Below are 16,777 nucleotides of genomic sequence, written 5' to 3' on the forward strand. Positions count from 1 at the left end.
ATCACTTAAAGCATCACTTCCCGATACAGAACGAGCTGAAGATAATGTCGAGTATATCTTCTGTCGTGGTCTCGCCGGTTATCTCTCCGAGAGAATCGACCGCGCCCCTGATATCAGAGGCGATGAGCTCTCTTGGAAGCCCGGCGGCAATGGCATCTGTTGCCCTTCCGAGCGCGTCAAGGAATCTGGCGAGACAGTCCCTGTGGCGGACAGAGGCCACCAGCTCCCCCGGAGGCGCGGAATATACCTTTTTTTCATGGCCCGCGGCCTCTGTAAAGATAAGGTCCTTTAGCCCCTCGATGCCTTCTTCCTTAAGGGCAGAGATGGCGATAAAAGGCCTGCCTGGAAAGGCGCTCTCAGCATCGGGGTAGACGTAGGGCAAATCTTTCTTGTTGGCGACGACGATCGTCTTTTTGTCCGCAAGGCCGTTCAATATCTCGACGTCCTCGCCAAAATCCGAGGTGAGGTCGACCATGTAAAGTATAAGGTCGGCGGAGGCGGCGCGCTCTCTCGCTATCCGCACCCCGATGGCCTCGACCTCGTCTTTAGCCTCCCTTAGCCCAGCTGTATCCATGAGCCTTACGGGGATGCCGCGGATATTCACGCACTCTTCTATCACGTCCCTGGTCGTGCCCGGGACCTCGGTCACTATAGCCCTCTGCTCTTCGAGCAGAACATTAAGGAGGCTCGATTTCCCGGCGTTCGGCCTGCCAAGTATAAGTACCTTTACCCCCTCCCTTATAGCCCTGCCTTCCTCAAAGGTCTTAATAAGGGCGTCTGCGGCGATAGAGGCCTCCTTCACGGCCTTATCTATCGCATCTTCCGGGAGGGCGTCGATCTCCTCTTCGCTGAAATCAAGCTCGGCCTCAAGGTGGGCAAGAAGCGCTACAAGCGGCTCCTTGATCGAAGCGACCTTCCTGGAAAGCCCGCCATCGAGCCTGCCGCTTGCGGCGGAAAGCGATAAAGAGGTCTGGGCCTTGATGAGGTCTGAGACGGCCTCTGCCTGCGCGAGGTCGATTTTTCCATTGAGAAAGGCCCTCTTGGTAAACTCGCCGGCACCGGCCGCCCTTGCCCCGGCTGAGAGGGCTTCCGCGAGGACCTTCTTAAGGAGGAGAGGGCCACCGTGGCAGTGGAGCTCTACCACGTCCTCGCCGGTATAGGACCTTGGCCCCTTCATGAAGACCAGGAAGCCACGGTCAATGGTCCCTTCGTCCGCGCCGCAAATACTCCCGAGGTGAAAGTACCTCTCCCTTATATCTTCCGGGCGGGCCCTGAAGAGCCTGAGGGCAATCGCGAGGGCCCGGGGTCCGCTTATCCTTACAATGCCTACGCCCCCTTCACCCTGGGCTGTCGCTATGGCGGCTATGCTGTCGGTCAATGGTTCTTTCATGGCTGGTTGTCGTTTTTGGGTACCGGCGGTAAAGTCGATTAAAGCCCGCCCACTTAACAAACAAATTAAAAACCCCCGGCCTCGATCGAAGCCAGGGGTCATTTTAATCCCGTTCTATCTTCCTTTCAAGTCAAGCCCTGGCAGGGGTCTTGTAGATGAAGTACTGCTGCCCGATGGAAAGGACGTTGTTCACGAGCCAGTAGAGGACGAGCCCCGAGGGGAAGTTAAGGAACATGAAGGTAAAGATGACCGGCATGAACATCATTATCTTCTGCTGGGCCGGGTCGACCGTAGAAGGCGTCATCTTCTGCTGGATAAACATCGTCGCACCCATTAGAAGCGGCGTTATGTAGTACGGGTCCTTGGCAGAAAGGTCATGTATCCACAGGTAGAAAGGGGCATGCCGGAGCTCTATCGCCACGTAAAGGACCTCGTAGAGGGCGATGAAGACCGGTATCTGCAGGAGCATTGGGAGACACCCGCCGAGCGGGTTTATCTTGTAGCGCTTGTAAAGCTCCATTAGCTCCTTGTTCATCTTATCCTTGTCGTTCTTGTACTTCTCTTTCAAAGCGGCGAGCTGGGGCTGCATCTTCTGCATCTCGCGCATGGAATTGAGGCTCTTTTTTGTAAGCGGATAGAAGAGCACCTTTACGATGACCGTGAGTATGATTATCGCTATCCCGTAGTTGCCGAGGTACCTCTCGAAAAAGTTCAATACAACGAGGAAAGGCTTTGCTATCCAGTCGAACCAGCCGAACTCTATGGCCTCCTCAAGGCCGTTCTTCTGCTTGACAAGCCTGTCATACTCCTTGGGGCCGATAAACGAGTTATAGTTCAATGTCGCGGATGCCCCGGGGGCGAGCGTTACCGGGAACTGCAGGGTCGCTCTCGACTGCCCGGCAACAGGAACCTCGGTTATCCAGGAGAGCTGGCCTTCGTCAGCGGGTATGAGCGCGGAGAGAAAGTACTTGTTCTCCAGGCCCAGCCATTTGGGCTTGGCTGCCCCGGTGAGCCTTGCCTCGTCCTCATCCTGCCTGAGGAGCTTGTCGTTTGTCTTGACAATTGGCCCCTGGTGATAGCCTGTTTCGTCTGTGCCTGAGACCTTGGAGGAAAGGACGGTGTCTGCCCGAAGTGAAATGGCGCTGGCCGTAGGGTTGGATGCCTTCAAAACAGTGCTGATCGCGTATGTATCGCCGGAGAAGAGATATTTTTTCTCGATGGTCGCCCCGGTCGAGGACCTGCCTATATAGGTAAGCTCCCCTTTGCCGGCTTCTTCAATAGAGATCGATGCCTTTGACGGGGTAAAGAGGATATTCTCGGCCACCCCGTTGATATCGAGCTGAGTCTTGAAGGAATTTTCTGTGGCGACCAGGTCGGTCACGTTTACGGCCTTTCCGCCATCTATCCCATCTGTATGTCTTTTAAGCTCAAAGTTTCTGATGCTGCCGCCGGCGCTTGAGAAGACCGCCTTGAAAAGCGGGGTTTCGACCGCGGTAAGCTCTTCTTTTACAGGCTCTGCAACGGGCAGGGCGGGTGAAGCCGCCACGGCGCCGGTGGCTGGCTGTTGCGCCTGCTGGGTCTCCTGTGCCTTTTCCTGGGGCTGAATCTGAGGATAGAACTGCTGAATGAAATAGGGGTATAAGAAGAGCACCGCCATTGAGAGAATCAAGGCGATCCAGACTTTTTTATCCATGCGAAGGAGTCCTCTTCATCGTTTTTTCGGTTACCGGGGGCACGGGGTCAAACCCGCCTTCGTGGTAAGGATGGCACCTTAAGAGCCTCCTTAAAAAAAGGTATATGCCTTTGGGCGTTCCGTGTATTTCTATGGATTGGCGCGCATAATCCGAACAACTCGGGTAGAACCTGCAAGAAGGCGGCAAGACCGGAGAGATAAAGGCCTTGTAAAATGAAATAAGGGCTACCAGGAGCTTCTTGAACATCTTCTAACCGGACCCCGGGGCCTTAAGGCCAAGCGCCTTTTTGAGTTCAGCCTCTACATCCGCGAGCCCCTTTATCTGCTCGAGGGTTTTGACGGTTACGAGTATGTCCGTGGACTCCGGGAACAGGGCCTTGTTGAGCCTGAAAAACTCCCTCAATAGCCTCTTGACCCTGTTCCTCTTTACTGCGCCGCCTACCCTGGAACTGACGGCGAGCCCGAGCCTTTTTATGGCCAAGTCGTTCGGTAGAAGGTAAAAAGTAAAACTTTTTGTCGAAAGCCTCTTTCCAGTTTTCCTGACCCTTGCGAACTCCTCTGGCTTAAGGAGCCGTTCCTCCTTCGTAAAGGAGAACTTTTTTTTCTCAGCGCTCATTATAAGCCCTGCCCATGCCAATGGGCTTACCCCGCGCTTATTTACTGGTGCTGATGGTCACGGAAAGATGCTTTCTTCCTTTAGCCCTTCTCCTGTTTATTACGGCCCTTCCGCTCTTGGTGGCCATCCTTACGAGGAACCCGTGGGTGCGGAGTCTTCTTTTATTGCTCGGCTGAAATGTTCTTTTCGGCATGACTTGTCCCTTTTCTTAATTTTTACGTTCTGGTGTCGTTGGTATCCGGGTTAAAGAAACAGAAGCCCCTGGTCAAACCGTTATTTAGACACAGGGGCTCCTTAAATGTCAAGGATTTTCTATGATTTAACGTGTATATTGCCGTTTTAGACCCATTCTTTATCCAGTATCTATCAGAGCCTCATCGGCATTATTATGTAAGTATAATCCTCGCCGCCTTCAGGCCTTATTATCCCAGGGCTTAAAGAATCTTTAAGGACTATACTGACCTTCTCATTGCTTATAGCCTCGAGCACGTCAATGAAATATCTCGCGTTGAAGGCTATCTCTATATCGGATTCCGGGAAGTCGATATCGACATCTTCGGTCGCTTCCCCTATATCAGGGCTGGAAGATGAGAGTACGAGCTTATCTTTGTTAAAGCTGAATTTTACCCCTTTTATCTTATCCGTTGAAAGGATCGATACCCTTTTAAGAGAGGCCAGGAGATCACCCCTCATAGCCTTTGCTTCCTTATCGTTATCCTTGGGTATTACCCTCCTATAGTCAGGGAACTCCCCTTCAAGGAGACGGACGGTGACGACGGTAGAATCCCTTTTCATGACGGCGTTCTTTTGCGTTATCCCGAGAAAGAAGCTGCCCTCCTTTTCATCCAGGACCTTTTTCATCTCCATCACACCTTTTCTAGGCAGCAAGACCCCTTCCTTTTGCCCTTTGGCGATATTGTCCCCTTCCCTTATGATGAGGGCAAGCCTGTGTCCATCTGTTGCTACCATCTTTATCTTGCCCTCCTCCCTTTCAAGGAGGAAACCGTTTATATTGTACCGGGTCTCGTCTGTTGAGACCGCAAACGAGGTCTTGTCTATCATCTCCCGCAGTGCTTCGCCGTCTATGGCCTGTAAAGACCCTTCATCGACGACAGGGAATACCGGAAAATCCTTTGCTGGCAACCCCATGACGTTAAACCTGGCCTTCCCGGCCTTGAGGGTAAGCTTATCGTCCTTTCCAGCGGTGACATCAACCGTTTCTCCGGGAAGTTCCTTCACTATTTCAAAAACCTTCCTCGCGTTCACGGTAATGGAGCCTTCTTCAGAGACCCCGGCCTGGACCGAGTCTTTTATGAAGACCTCAAGGTCGGTCGCCATTATAGTTATCTTGCCCTTGGATGCGTCCAGGAGCACATTGGCGAGAATCGGCATGGTATTTCTCTTTTCTACAATGCCCTGCATCCTCTGGAGGACCTTTATGAAGTCAGGCTTTCCAATAGTGAACTTCATCCTCATCTCCTATTATTGATATATTTTTAAAATATAGTAGTAGATAGCAGTAGGCCATGTTGGTATGTTGATAACGGCCCAAGTGGTTGATAACGGTACCTAACAGTGCCACGGCGCGTGTTGATAAAAACGCGCGTCCGTCAACCTTTTACCGCCCTGCTATTTTTTTTCCACAGCCCCGACCAGGTTACCAACAAAAAGGGCAAGCTAACCAACATCTTTATCTTCTTCTGTTGATAAGCCTGTGGGGAACGGCTCAACATACTGAAGTTGCCTACCTTATCCCGATATTCTGCTTCAACGACTTGACCGCCTGCCTTATATCCTGGTTCTCCTTCAGCTCGTTTGCGATCTTTTTGCAGGCGTGTATGGCGGTCGAATGGTCCTTGCCGCCAAAGGACGAGCCTATCTCAGGGAAAGAAAAACCGCCGTACTCTCTTGCGATAAACATCGCTATCTGCCTGGGGAGGGCGATGTTCTTATGTCTTCTCTTGCTCTTGAGGTCAGAGTATTTGATGTCGTAGAACGAGGCTACAGCCTTTTGTATCTCGTCTATGGTAACGACCTTCTCTTCTTTTACTTTTACGAGGTGCTTTAGCGCCTCTTTGGCCATCGAGAGGTCGATTTCCTTATTAGTGAGGCTTGATACGGCTATTATCCTGTTGAGAAAGCCTTCGAGTTCTCTTACGTTCGAGCCGTTCACTTCGGCTAAAAACCCGGCGACATCGTCCGGGAGCCTTACCCCTTCGACTTTGGACTTTTTCCGCAATATCGCCATTTTCGTCTCTATGTCAGGCGGCTGGATATCGGCCACCAGCCCCCACTCGAAACGCGATCTCAGCCTCTCTTCGAGCCTGTCGAGGTCCTTGGGGAACTTATCACTTGTTACCACTATCTGCTTGTGGTTCTCGTAGAGGGTGTTGAAGGTATGGAAGAACTCTTCCTGGGTGCCTTCCTTGCCAGCCCAGAACTGTATGTCGTCTATGAGGAGCACGTCAACGTTTCTGAACCTGCTCCTGAACTCGCTCATTTTCTGGCGGCTTACGTAATTTATGAAGTCGTTCACGAAGCGTTCGGAGGTGTAATAACAGACCTTTGAACCGGGGTTTGCCTGCAGGACCTTATGGCCTATGGCCTGTAGGAGGTGGGTCTTGCCGAGCCCTACGCATCCGTATATGAAAAGCGGGTTGTACTTGCTCCCCAGATGGTTCGCCACGGCAGAGCAGGCGGCATGGGCAAATTCGTTTGCCTTTCCCACGACGAAGTTCTCGAAGATGTACTTGGGGTTTAAGTTAAGCCCGGCCTGCTTGGGAGCCTTGACGGTATCCTTCTCCTTCTCCTTTTTTTTCGGCGCGGCCGCCTTGGTTGCAGGCTCATCGCCTACTTTCCAGAGGATGGCCACCTCTTTTTTGGAGACCTGCCGGAGCGCTTCCTCGACAAGCGGAAGATAGTGCTCCTTTATCCATTCAAGGAAGAAGCGGTTGGGGACCTCAAGCTCTATGTGGGTAGCGTTCGCGCCCGCGGGCTTTATGGGCCTGAACCAGGTCGCTATATGCTGGGGGCTTACATGGGCAGATATTACATTGAGGCAGTTTTTCCAGATCGCTTCGGAATCCATCATCCACCAACGGTTCCGGCGGCTCTGGGAAAAACAGCGGGGACCAGAACGGTTTTATTGCAGCCGGAAGATATTCACAGGGTTATTCACAGATGTTGATAACCGGGGCCTTTTAGTAGGGAGCCAATTTATCAGAGTGGTATCAGGATTTCAAGGGTTTTGATGGGCTGGAGACCAAGATTTTTGCGGGTAGAATAAAGGATAGATAAATCAACTACATGTAGGCTCAGCCGGGGATGCGAGTTGGCGCGCCTCAGGGATAAAGGCCCCTGATCTCCACCGCCTCGGCCACCCTTTTTACCCCGAGTACCATCGCCGCGGTCCTCATATCTATCTTCTTGCCTGTGGACAGGGCCAGCACCTCTTTGAAGGCCTTTTTCATGATGGTAGTAAGGCGTGAAGTGACCTCGGCCTCGTCCCAGAAAAATCTCTGCAGGTCCTGGACCCACTCGAAGTACGAGACGACGACGCCCCCGGCGTTCGCGAGTATGTCCGGCACTATGAAGACCCCGTTCGAGTGGAGAAGCTCGTCAGCTTCAGGCGTAAGGGGGCTGTTGGCCCCCTCGGCTATCAGCTTTGCCTTGATCGACCCGGCGTTCGATGAGTTTATCTGTCCTTCAAGGGCCGCCGGTATGAGGACGTCGGTCTCAATAGAGATGAGCTCTTCTATCGTAAGGTCCTCCGCGTCTTTAAAGCCCTGCACCGTGTCTGATCCATGCTTGTGTCTGGCGACCGCTTCTATATTGAGCCCTTGCGGGTTGTAGATGGCGCCTTTTGAGTCGGCGATCCCGATGACCTTCGCCCCTGCGTCTTCCAATATCTTCGCGGCGTTATAGCCGACCTTCCCGAAGCCGAGTACGGTGACCGTGAGCCCCTTGACAGCCATGTTGAGGTGCTTTAAGGATTCGAGGATGGTGGTGACAAGGCCGGATGAGGTCGCTTTGCCCCTGCCCAAAGACCCTCCCAGGCACACGGGCTTGCCGGTAACGACACCCGGCACAGAGTACCCCTTTATCATCGAGTAGGTATCCATCATCCAGGCCATCACCTGCTCGTCGGTATATACGTCGGGCGCAGGTATGTCCGATTCGGGGCCTATGAGGATCGCTATCTCGTAGGTATATCTCCTGGTAAGCCTTTTGATCTCTTCCCTGCTCATAATGGTCGGGTCACAGGTCACTCCGCCCTTGGCGCCGCCAAATGGTAGGTCCACCAGGGCGCACTTCCAGGTCATGAGGGATGCGAGCGCGGTAATCTCATCGAGGTTTACCTTCGGATGATATCGGACGCCGCCCTTTGCGGGCCCCCTCGCAAAGTCGTATTGTACCCGGTAGCCGGTAAAGAAGCTCACGTTCCCGTCGTCCATCTGCACCGGTACGGATACGATAAGCGAACGCCTCGGCGTCCGGAGCCTTTCGTAGATGGCTGGCGGGAGCTTGAGATGCCTGTTCGCCTTCTCGAGGTTTAAAAGCACCTCTTCAAAAACGCTTTTTTCTGGCATAAGACCCCTTAAGAAGTTTATGGCGGCGAAACCCGTCCCCTGGCGTGTAGGAAAGAGACCACTATAAACTATTTACCATCAACAGCCCCTCTGTCAAGGGAAGGGGTGGAAGGGGGCTCGGGAGGCAAAGGCTCCTGCGGGGCCTCAGGTGCTGGAGGCGGTGGTTCATGTGACGGCGCCCGCGGCGGCACGACCTGTTCTATGGCCGGTTCTTCTGTATGGTCAAACCAGTAGGTGCCTATCAATGACCCGGCGGCAAGCCCTGCCGCGAGCATGACAATGACCCAGAGGATGAGCTTTAGAAGGCCCCTTCTGCGTCTCGTAACGGCGACTTCCGGCGCGGCCTCCTCTTTTGGCTCTGGCGCCGTCCTGGGGGCTTCCCGTGGCGGCAGAGGCCTTTGAGCCGGAGGCGAGGGCGCTTTTTGAACAGAGGGCACAGGCGTGGCTTCTCTCTTTTTTTCCTCTACAGGGAGCTCCACATGGGGCTCTTCCCATGTAGTCAACTCTATCCGGTCAGGAGTCTCTTCTTTAACTTCTTCCGCTTTGATCTCTTCTGCTTTAATTTCTTCTGTTGGCTGAGGGGGCTCGAAAGAAAACCCTTCCTCCCCTATCTCGATCACGTCGCGCGCTGACCCGCTCTCTTCTAAAGGCTTTTCTTCGGCCCATTCCTCTTTTTCAAGATGGCTGGCCTCTGCCCCGGCCCTCTCGACAATGGCCTTGGCCTCATTGAGAACGGCCGCGGGGTTGCCGCCCGTCTTTGCGAATATCCCTTCCATCTCCGGGATCGAAAAGCAGCCGGAGTGGCCAAAGGCCTTAAGCCGTTCTTCCAGAAATGAGGCGGTCTCTTCCCCGGTCATATTGCCGACCGTTATCCTGCATGCGAGCCTTTCGTCAAGCTCCTTGTACTCAAGTTCCTTGAGCTTCCTTGAAAGCCCGGGTCTGCTGAAAAGGATTATCTGCAGGGTCTTGAGCCTCGTCAGGTACTGGATGAGCTTAAGGCAGCCGGTGGAGAGCTCGTCCGCCCGGTCTATCAGGATTATGTTTTGACCCCCCTGTATCTTGTTCTGGGATACCCTCATGCCAAGGCTAAGGAGCTGCTCTTTGACGGTTGTAGCCTCGCTCTGGCTGCCCACTTCCAGGTTTATCTCTTTTATAAGGTCGATCTCTTTTTGATGTGGCTTGAGAAGAACGGCCGCGAGGACCTTGTCCTGGGATAATTTGTTGAGGAGCTCAAGGAGCACCGTCGTTTTTCCGGAGCCCTCCTCTCCTTCGATGAGTGCCGGCCCGGAGCGCTTCCTTACCGCCTTCGCCAAAAGCTCAAGGGCCGCGGCCTGGCCGCCGGTAAGAGAGGTCTCTAATGGTCCTGCCGGAGGCGAGATCCCGAGCTCGAGCTTTTTGATCTCGGAGAGGGCCTCTGTATTCCAGGGGTTTTTGGAAAGGGCGGTCGAGAAGGCCTTCCTGGCCCAGTCTGCCTTGCCCTGGACCGCAGACAGCCTGCCCAGATACAGCCACGCGCTGTCAAGGTCGTTGTTGAGGTCTATCGAGTCCTTTATAAGTCTTTCGGCTTCGTCGACCCTGCCCGGGTCGTCATTGTATATCGCCCAACCGAGAGCGGCCCAGTACTCGCCCTCGCCAGGGCTCAAGTTGGTTATCTCTTTCAAGATCTCTATCGCCGAGCGGTAGTCCTTGTGCTGCAAGGCTGTTTTTGCCCGCATGAAAAGGAGCTCTGAGTTGAGCTTTGAGTCTACCTGCGCCTCCGGGGCCTGTGCCTCTTTTGATTCCTCGATCTCATAGGCGGGCTCGCTTTCGGCGCCGTCCCTGTCCTTCAAAACACCTGTAAGTATCAGGCTCATCGCGATGGAGATGGCGCGGTGGCGCAAAAGGTCCGAGGAGGCGAGGGCCTCTTCGAGCGAGCCCTCTCCCTTGAGGGCCTCGACAAACCTCTTCTCCTGGAGGTTTAGGCGGAAGTCGTCGAGCTTGTAGCTGGCAATCGCGGAGGGGGCGAGTTTTTTGTCCATGTAGGGCTTAAGGCCGGTCTTTATCTTCGATACCGGATAGAAGCCCAGGCTTATGCCTTCGAGTATCAGCTCTGCCGGGTGCAAGGGGTTGTGCGGGAGGTTCTGGGGCAACGTGGTCTTCATATACCGGTATGAGCCATCGTTCCAGTCGAATATCTTGAGGAGCCTTCTTTTGAGCTGGAGGCGGAGGAACTCTTCGAGCTGCTGATGGGTAATTAACCCCATTGAGATAAGCACCTCGCCGTGCCTCTTTTTTTCCTTCAGGACCACCTCGAGCGAGCTCTCGTATTCCTTCTGCGAGATGATGCCCTCCTGCATAAGCAGCCTGCCGAGCACCTCGCCCAGGATGTTGGAGCTTGCCGCCACCGGCAGCCCTCTCCTGAAGAAGAACCGTTTCTTTATAGGCTCTTTTATAATATCGAGGACAGCCGCGTCGTCTTTTTTGAGATAAATAAGGTGGAGGAGCCTCGGCAGACCGATCTCGCTCAGTTCCCCGTGCCCGTCCTTCATCTTAAGTCCTCCATCTTCTTGTTTTTAAGGCTACCTCTAACTTTTTAGGGCCTCAAGCGTCGTTACGTAGGTCCCCCTGACCCTTTCGGCTATCTCCGTGTAATCCTTTAATAGCTTATCGGCCGCTTCAATCCCTGTGTAGCCGGTACTGCGGGCAAGGGTGGCGAGTTCTTCCGAGCCTTTGTAGAGATAGCCTTCAGGCCGGTCGTGGACTATCCTCTGCCTGGTCTCGATAAGGCGCATGAAGGAATAGGCCCTTAAAAGGAAGTCCAGGTCGTCTTTTGGTATTACGCCGTAGCGTCCGAGCCTTGCAAGGGCCTTGTGCGTAAACGGGCTTCTGAGCCCGGCTTTGGCGGCGCCGTATTTAAGCTGCAGGGCCTGGGAGAGAAACTCGATATCCACTATCCCGCCGCGCCCGGTCTTGACATTATACCGATTCGCGTTTTCCTTGGCAATTTCAACTTCCATGCGTTTGCGTATCCGGAGCATCTCGTCCACGTCGGCCGTGGTCAAAGGCTTGGAGTAGAGTATCTCCCGGAGTCTTTCTACCACCGGGCAGCCGAACGCCATGTCGCCGGCAACGCATCTCGCCCTCGTGAGCGCCTGTCTTTCCCATACCTGTGTAGCCCCGGAATGGTATTTCAAGAGCGCCTCTTCCGAAACCACAAGCGCCCCCGCGCTCCCAGAGGGGCGAAGCCTCGCGTCCACATTGAAGATAAAGCCCTCTTTCGTCCTCAGGGTTGCAACGCTTATTATCCGCTGGCCGAGCCTCACGTAGTATTCGTGCGAGGATATCTCCTTCGCTCCGTCCGTTGTCCCGTCCGTCGGCGCGGAGTATACGAATATTATGTCCAGGTCAGAGCCGTAGATGAGCTCTCTGCCGCCGAGCTTGCCCATGCCGATGACGGCGAAGCTGCCTCCCGCAGGCTCTCCGTAGCGCTCTTTAAGAGCGTCCCTGGCGATCTTGATGGAGGCATCGAGGGCGGCCTCGGCTAAAAAAGTCATCTGGCCGGAGACCTGCCGCGGCGTGAGGGCGCCCGCTATGTCGTTGAGCCCGATTCTAAAAAGCTCTTGCGCCTTAAGCCTTCTTATGGCGTCGAGGACCTCTTCGTATCCCTTGCCCGAGGAGGCCTCGCCCATAAAGGACTCGATTATATTCTCACGGCTTTTGTACGGGACAGAAAGCTCGTTTGAAAGGAGTATGTCGAGGCTTTCCGGGCGCTCGATCAGGTCTCTCGAAAGGAATACGCTGGTGCCGAAAAGTTTTACAAGTTCATTCGTGACGCCGGGGTTTTCAAGCATTAGCGAGTAGAAGGCCGTGCGCGCCCCGACAGATGAGATGAACCGCTCAAGGTGTGCGAGGCTCCTGCCGGGGTCGGGCGAAGAGGCGGCCTTTGAAAGGAATATCGGCGCAAGCCTCTGGAGGGTCACTCTGGCCTTTGCGCTCAAGCGCGCGAAGGGAGGGCCGTCCCTCAACAGGAGCATGTTCTTATATGCTGCTTCAGTGTCTTTGAAGCCTGCCTCGGCGAGCTTCCCGCGCGCGTCATCCTCCGGCAGGTCAGGCGACAGGATGAGTTGAAACTCCAGCGGGACCTCCTGAGCCTCCTCGGACTTATAAAATAAAGACCTGAAGAGCTCGTGTATGCCGCCGGTAATCCTCCTGTACTCATCCCAGAAGAATTCGGCCGCCTTCCTGTCAATGGTATCCCGGAAGCCCATCATCCTCGCCAGCCGCTCGAGGGGCTCGTTTTTAGCGGGTATGGCCTGGCTCTGCCTTCCTTCCACTATCTGTATCCTGTGCTCAAGGTCGCGCAGGAAGACGTATCCCCCGGCAAGCCGCCCGGCCTCCTCCTCGCTTATATATTGTTTCTTTTTGAGGAGCTCTATCGCGGCAAGTGTGTTCCTCTCGCCCAGTTCGATATCACGTCCGGCGTGTACGAGTTGCAGGGCCTGGCAGAAGAACTCTATCTCCCTTATGCCGCCTGAGCCGAGCTTTACGTCCACCGTGTCGGGATCCCTTCGAAGGAGGCTCAGGTCTATCTTCTCCTTCATCGTTTTTATCTCGTCTATCGCGGTAAAGTCGAGGTACTTCCTGAAAACGAACGGCCTCACCATCCTGAGGAACTCTTCGCCAAGAGGAAGCGACCCGGCAACCGGCCACGCCTTTATGAGCGCGGCCCTCTCCCAGGGCTGCCCCCACGACTCGTAATATATTTCCGCGCTCCGGAGCGAATTGGCCACGTCCCCGCTCCTGCCCTCGGGCCTTAAGTCGAGGTCCACCCTGAAGGCAAAGCCCTCGTCCGTGACGTTCGAGATGAGCCTGGTCACGAGCATCGATACCTTTACGAAAAAGGCGTGGAGGCTTATTGCGGAGCCCTCGACCCCGGTCGTCTCGCCCTTGTCTGATGAGTACAGATATAGAATATCTATGTCTGAGGAGAAGTTGAGCTCTCTGCCGCCGAGTTTCCCGAGGCCTATTACAACGAACCCGGCCTCTTTTGTCTCCCCTTCCTCGTTCGTGTATAAAGGAGCGCCGCAGGAGGCCTTAATGTGCTTGAGCGAGAAGGTAACGGCCGCCTCAAGGCACGCGGAGGCGAGGTCGGATAGCTCACGCGTAGTCTCTTCGACAGAAGCGATGCGCAGGAGGTCCCTTGAGCCTATCCTCAGATATTCCTTCTGTTTCAAGAGCCTTATCTCCCTTGAGACCTCTTCAGGCGTTGAAAGAGGGGCGGTCCTTTCGAGTATCTCTCTTTTGAGCGATCTCTCGTCCCTGTACTGGCCGAGCGCGCCGGCAAAAAGCCAGCCCAGGTATTGGGGGTTCTTTATGATGATAGATGAAAGGAACGGGGAGGAGCCGCAGATGGTCGTAAGGGCCGAAAGCTCGTCATTATTCAGGCGGCCAATATAGGGGCCTGCCTCTGCCATTATCCTTTCGAGGTTATTGAGCGCCGCTTGAGGGGAGGGGGAGGAAAGCGAGAGGCTCAAGACCTCTTCCAAACAGCCGGAGAGCGCTCCGAGCGAAAGGAGCTTCAGGTCCCTTAACGCGCCCATGCCGTCGGTAAATCCGAGAGAGGCGAGTTTGACAGATGCCTCGGTTTCGTCCTTACTTAGTATGTCATCGACCATGAGCCAGCATGATAAGCCAAACACAGGAAAAAGGCAATAGCCCCACGCCCCTAACCCCGCCTCTTTCTTGACAAAACCACGGGGCGAGCCTACATTATAATAAACGTCCCGCCCTGGACGGCCTTTTACGCAGGAAAAGGAGAGTACGCATGAGGCTTGACAAGTTCACCATAAAGGCCCAGGAGGCCCTTCAGGATGCCCAGCAAAGGGCAGAGTCCATGGAGCAGCAGGAGGTAATCCCTGAGCACCTGCTGCTTTCGCTCCTTGCCCAGGAGGGGGGCATAGTCCAGCCCGTGCTCCAGAGGATCGGGGTCAACAGGAACCTTTTGAAGGGGCAGGTCGAGGAGGCGCTCAAAAGGCTTCCCAGGGTCTACGGGGGCGGCATGGAGGCTTACATATCCCAGAGGCTCAAGGGCGTGCTCGACGGCGCCATGAGGGAGGCCAGGGAGATGAAAGACGAGTTCGTCTCGGCCGAGCACCTCCTTCTTGCCGTAGCTTCCGAGAGGGGCGGCGAGGCGGCAAGGGTCCTTGCCGCTAACGGCGTCACAAGAGATATGGTACTTAAGGCCCTTGTCTCCATAAGGGGCTCGCAGAAGGTGACCGATCAGATGCCCGAGGAGAAGTACCAGGCCCTTTTAAAATATACCCGCGACCTCGTGGAGCTTGCCCGTTCAAACAAGCTCGACCCCGTAATAGGCAGGGACGAGGAGATACGCAGGGTCATACAGGTCCTTTCCAGGAGGACCAAGAACAATCCGGTGCTGATCGGAGAGGCGGGTGTCGGAAAGACCGCGATAGTCGAGGGGCTGGCGCAAAGGATCGTGGCGGGTGACGTACCCGACACATTGAGGAACAAGAGGCTTCTGGCCCTCGACCTGGGCTCCCTCATAGCGGGGACAAAGTACAGGGGCGAGTTCGAGGACAGGCTCAAGGCCCTTTTGCGCGAGGTAACGGAGGCGCAGGGGGAGGTAGTGATCTTTATAGATGAGCTTCACACCCTGGTCGGCGCCGGCGCGGCGGAAGGCGCCATGGACGCCTCAAACATGTTAAAGCCTGCGCTCGCCAGGGGAGAGCTCAGGTGCGTGGGCGCCACTACCGTTGACGAGTACAGGAAGCACATCGAGAAGGACGCGGCCTTCGAAAGGCGGTTCCAGCCCGTGCACGTCGGCGAGCCCACGGTCGAGGACACCATCGCGATCCTCCGGGGCTTGAAGGAGCGCTACGAGGTGCACCACGGCGTGAGGATAGCCGACCCTGCGATCATAGCCGCCGCCACCCTCTCCAACAGGTATATAGCGGACAGGTTCCTGCCGGATAAGGCCATAGACCTCGTTGACGAGGCGGCCTCGCGGTTGAGGATAGAGATAGACTCCATGCCCACGGAGATAGACGCTATCGAGCGCAAGGCGGTCCAGCTCGAGATAGAGAGGCACGCCCTTTCCAAGGAAACCGACAGGAGCTCGCTTGAGAGGCTTGAGAAGATAGAAAAGGAGCTTTCGGAGCTTAAGGATTCCGGCGCGGCTTTAAAGGCGCACTGGCAGGGGGAGAAAGAGGTCATAAACCGCATACGCGGGACAAAGAAGAGGATAGAGGAAGTGAAGATACAGGCGGCGCAGGCCGAGAGGGCCGGTGAGCTTGGAAAGGCGGCGGAGCTCAAATACGGCAGGCTCTCGGAGCTTCAAAAGGAGCTTGAGGCCGACCAGACGGGCCTCTCTGACCTCCAGTACGGCCGCAAGATGCTCAAGGAAGAGGTCGACGCCGAGGACATAGCCGAGGTCGTCTCCAGGTGGACGGGCGTGCCGGTTGCGAGGATGATGGAGGCTGAAAAAGAGAAGCTCCTCAAGATGGAGGACGGCCTTAAAAAGAGGGTCGTCGGCCAGGACGAGGCCCTGCAGGCCGTCTCCAACGCCGTCCGCAGGGCCAGGGCGGGCCTGCAGGACGCGACGAGGCCCATAGGCTCGTTCATCTTCCTGGGCCCTACCGGCGTGGGAAAGACCGAGACGGCGAGGGCGCTCGCCGAGTTCCTCTTCGACGACGAGAAGGCGATGGTAAGGATAGACATGAGCGAATTCATGGAGAAGCACTCCATCGCGAGGCTCATAGGAGCGCCCCCCGGCTACGTCGGCTACGAGGAAGGGGGCTTTCTCACGGAGGCTGTAAGGAGGAGGCCGTACGCGGTGATCCTTTTTGACGAGATAGAGAAGGCGCACCCTGAGGTCTTCAACCTCCTCCTCCAGATACTCGACGACGGCAGGCTTACCGATGGCCACGGCAGGACGGTGGATTTCAAGAACACGGTAATAATAATGACCTCCAACACCGGCAGCCAGTACATAACCGAGCTTGGCGAGACAGAGTACGAGGAGATAAGGGCGAGGGTCACGGAGGTGCTGCGCGCCACCTTTAAGCCCGAGTTCCTCAACAGGATAGATGACATCATCATATTCCATCCTCTCACAAGGGAGGAGATGAAGGCCATAGTCGATATACAGATCACGAGGCTGGAGAAGCTCCTGAAGGACAAAAAAGTCGATATAGAGCTTACCCCGGCCGCAAGGGAGTACCTCGCTGACAAGGGCTATGACCCGGTCTACGGGGCGAGGTCGCTTAAGAGGCTCGTGCAAAAACAGATACAGGATTCCCTGGCGCTTAAGTTCCTCGAAGGGGAGTTTGGCGAGGATGACAGGATCGCGATAGACCTGCAAGGGGACAAGCTCGTCTTCAGCAAGGACGTCTCGCAGGCAGACCAGGCCGGGAGTGGCAAAACACTGGCCAGGTAAGGGTGGCGCGCCACTTAGCCTTCTTGACAAACGCTTGATTATAAAATAAATTAGA

Annotated in this window: 11 protein-coding genes; 1 reads left to right on the top strand and 10 read right to left on the bottom strand. The window is 55.2% G+C overall.

The window, feature by feature from the left end:
- Window positions 1-13: 13 nt before the first annotated feature.
- From A2V21_307220 to A2V21_307265, 10 genes are all read right to left on the bottom strand, one after another.
- A complete protein-coding gene (locus A2V21_307220) occupies window positions 14-1,390 on the bottom strand; it encodes a tRNA uridine-5-carboxymethylaminomethyl(34) synthesis GTPase MnmE (protein ID OIJ74070.1) in 1,377 nt (458 codons plus the stop codon).
- A gap of 130 nt (window positions 1,391-1,520) precedes the next feature.
- Window positions 1,521-3,083, bottom strand: coding sequence for a hypothetical protein (locus A2V21_307225; protein OIJ74071.1), 1,563 nt, complete (start codon window positions 3,081-3,083; stop codon window positions 1,521-1,523).
- Window positions 3,076-3,330: a membrane protein insertion efficiency factor YidD gene (locus A2V21_307230; GenBank protein ID OIJ74072.1), complete on the bottom strand. Its 255-nt coding sequence runs from the start codon at window positions 3,328-3,330 to the stop codon at window positions 3,076-3,078. The genes A2V21_307225 and A2V21_307230 overlap by 8 nt, the downstream gene beginning before the upstream one ends.
- Window positions 3,331-3,333: 3 nt before the next feature.
- Window positions 3,334-3,699 (bottom strand): ribonuclease P protein component, encoded by a 366-nt coding sequence (locus A2V21_307235; GenBank protein OIJ74073.1) that lies wholly within the window; start codon window positions 3,697-3,699, stop codon window positions 3,334-3,336.
- A gap of 37 nt (window positions 3,700-3,736) precedes the next feature.
- A complete protein-coding gene (locus A2V21_307240) occupies window positions 3,737-3,892 on the bottom strand; it encodes a 50S ribosomal protein L34 (protein ID OIJ74074.1) in 156 nt (51 codons plus the stop codon).
- Between the two features lie 173 nt (window positions 3,893-4,065).
- Window positions 4,066-5,169: a DNA polymerase III subunit beta gene (locus A2V21_307245; protein ID OIJ74075.1), complete on the bottom strand. Its 1,104-nt coding sequence runs from the start codon at window positions 5,167-5,169 to the stop codon at window positions 4,066-4,068.
- 274 nt (window positions 5,170-5,443) lie between these two features.
- The gene (locus tag A2V21_307250) at window positions 5,444-6,787 is read right to left on the bottom strand and encodes a chromosomal replication initiation protein DnaA (protein OIJ75100.1); all 1,344 of its coding nucleotides are present in this window, start codon (window positions 6,785-6,787) and stop codon (window positions 5,444-5,446) included.
- A 253-nt stretch (window positions 6,788-7,040) separates the two neighbouring features.
- Window positions 7,041-8,288 (bottom strand): glutamate dehydrogenase, encoded by a 1,248-nt coding sequence (locus A2V21_307255; protein OIJ74076.1) that lies wholly within the window; start codon window positions 8,286-8,288, stop codon window positions 7,041-7,043.
- A gap of 68 nt (window positions 8,289-8,356) precedes the next feature.
- Window positions 8,357-10,816 (bottom strand): hypothetical protein, encoded by a 2,460-nt coding sequence (locus tag A2V21_307260; GenBank protein ID OIJ74077.1) that lies wholly within the window; start codon window positions 10,814-10,816, stop codon window positions 8,357-8,359.
- A gap of 36 nt (window positions 10,817-10,852) precedes the next feature.
- On the bottom strand, window positions 10,853-13,966 hold the full coding sequence (locus tag A2V21_307265) for a hypothetical protein (protein ID OIJ74078.1): 3,114 nt from the start codon (window positions 13,964-13,966) through the stop codon (window positions 10,853-10,855).
- A gap of 125 nt (window positions 13,967-14,091) precedes the next feature.
- On the opposite strand from A2V21_307265, the gene A2V21_307270 reads away from it, so the two are divergent.
- Entirely contained in the window at window positions 14,092-16,722 is a 2,631-nt protein-coding gene (locus A2V21_307270) for an ATP-dependent chaperone ClpB (protein OIJ74079.1), read from the top strand.
- Window positions 16,723-16,777: the final 55 nt, after the last annotated feature.

The organism is Deltaproteobacteria bacterium GWC2_55_46 (assembly GCA_001595385.3).
Lineage (GTDB): Bacteria > Desulfobacterota > GWC2-55-46 > GWC2-55-46 > GWC2-55-46 > UBA5799.

What these genes read in the sequence shown, in the direction of transcription:
- A2V21_307220 (OIJ74070.1), bottom strand. Translation starts at nt 1,390, where the DNA reads ATGAAAGAACCATTGACCGACAGCATAGCCGCCATAGCGACAGCCCAG.
- A2V21_307260 (OIJ74077.1), bottom strand. Translation starts at nt 10,816, where the DNA reads ATGAAGGACGGGCACGGGGAACTGAGCGAGATCGGTCTGCCGAGGCTC.
- A2V21_307250 (OIJ75100.1), bottom strand. Translation starts at nt 6,787, where the DNA reads ATGGATTCCGAAGCGATCTGGAAAAACTGCCTCAATGTAATATCTGCC.
- A2V21_307255 (OIJ74076.1), bottom strand. Translation starts at nt 8,288, where the DNA reads ATGCCAGAAAAAAGCGTTTTTGAAGAGGTGCTTTTAAACCTCGAGAAG.
- A2V21_307230 (OIJ74072.1), bottom strand. Translation starts at nt 3,330, where the DNA reads ATGTTCAAGAAGCTCCTGGTAGCCCTTATTTCATTTTACAAGGCCTTT.
- A2V21_307235 (OIJ74073.1), bottom strand. Translation starts at nt 3,699, where the DNA reads ATGAGCGCTGAGAAAAAAAAGTTCTCCTTTACGAAGGAGGAACGGCTC.
- A2V21_307245 (OIJ74075.1), bottom strand. Translation starts at nt 5,169, where the DNA reads ATGAAGTTCACTATTGGAAAGCCTGACTTCATAAAGGTCCTCCAGAGG.
- A2V21_307240 (OIJ74074.1), bottom strand. Translation starts at nt 3,892, where the DNA reads ATGCCGAAAAGAACATTTCAGCCGAGCAATAAAAGAAGACTCCGCACC.
- A2V21_307225 (OIJ74071.1), bottom strand. Translation starts at nt 3,083, where the DNA reads ATGGATAAAAAAGTCTGGATCGCCTTGATTCTCTCAATGGCGGTGCTC.
- A2V21_307270 (OIJ74079.1), top strand. Translation starts at nt 14,092, where the DNA reads ATGAGGCTTGACAAGTTCACCATAAAGGCCCAGGAGGCCCTTCAGGAT.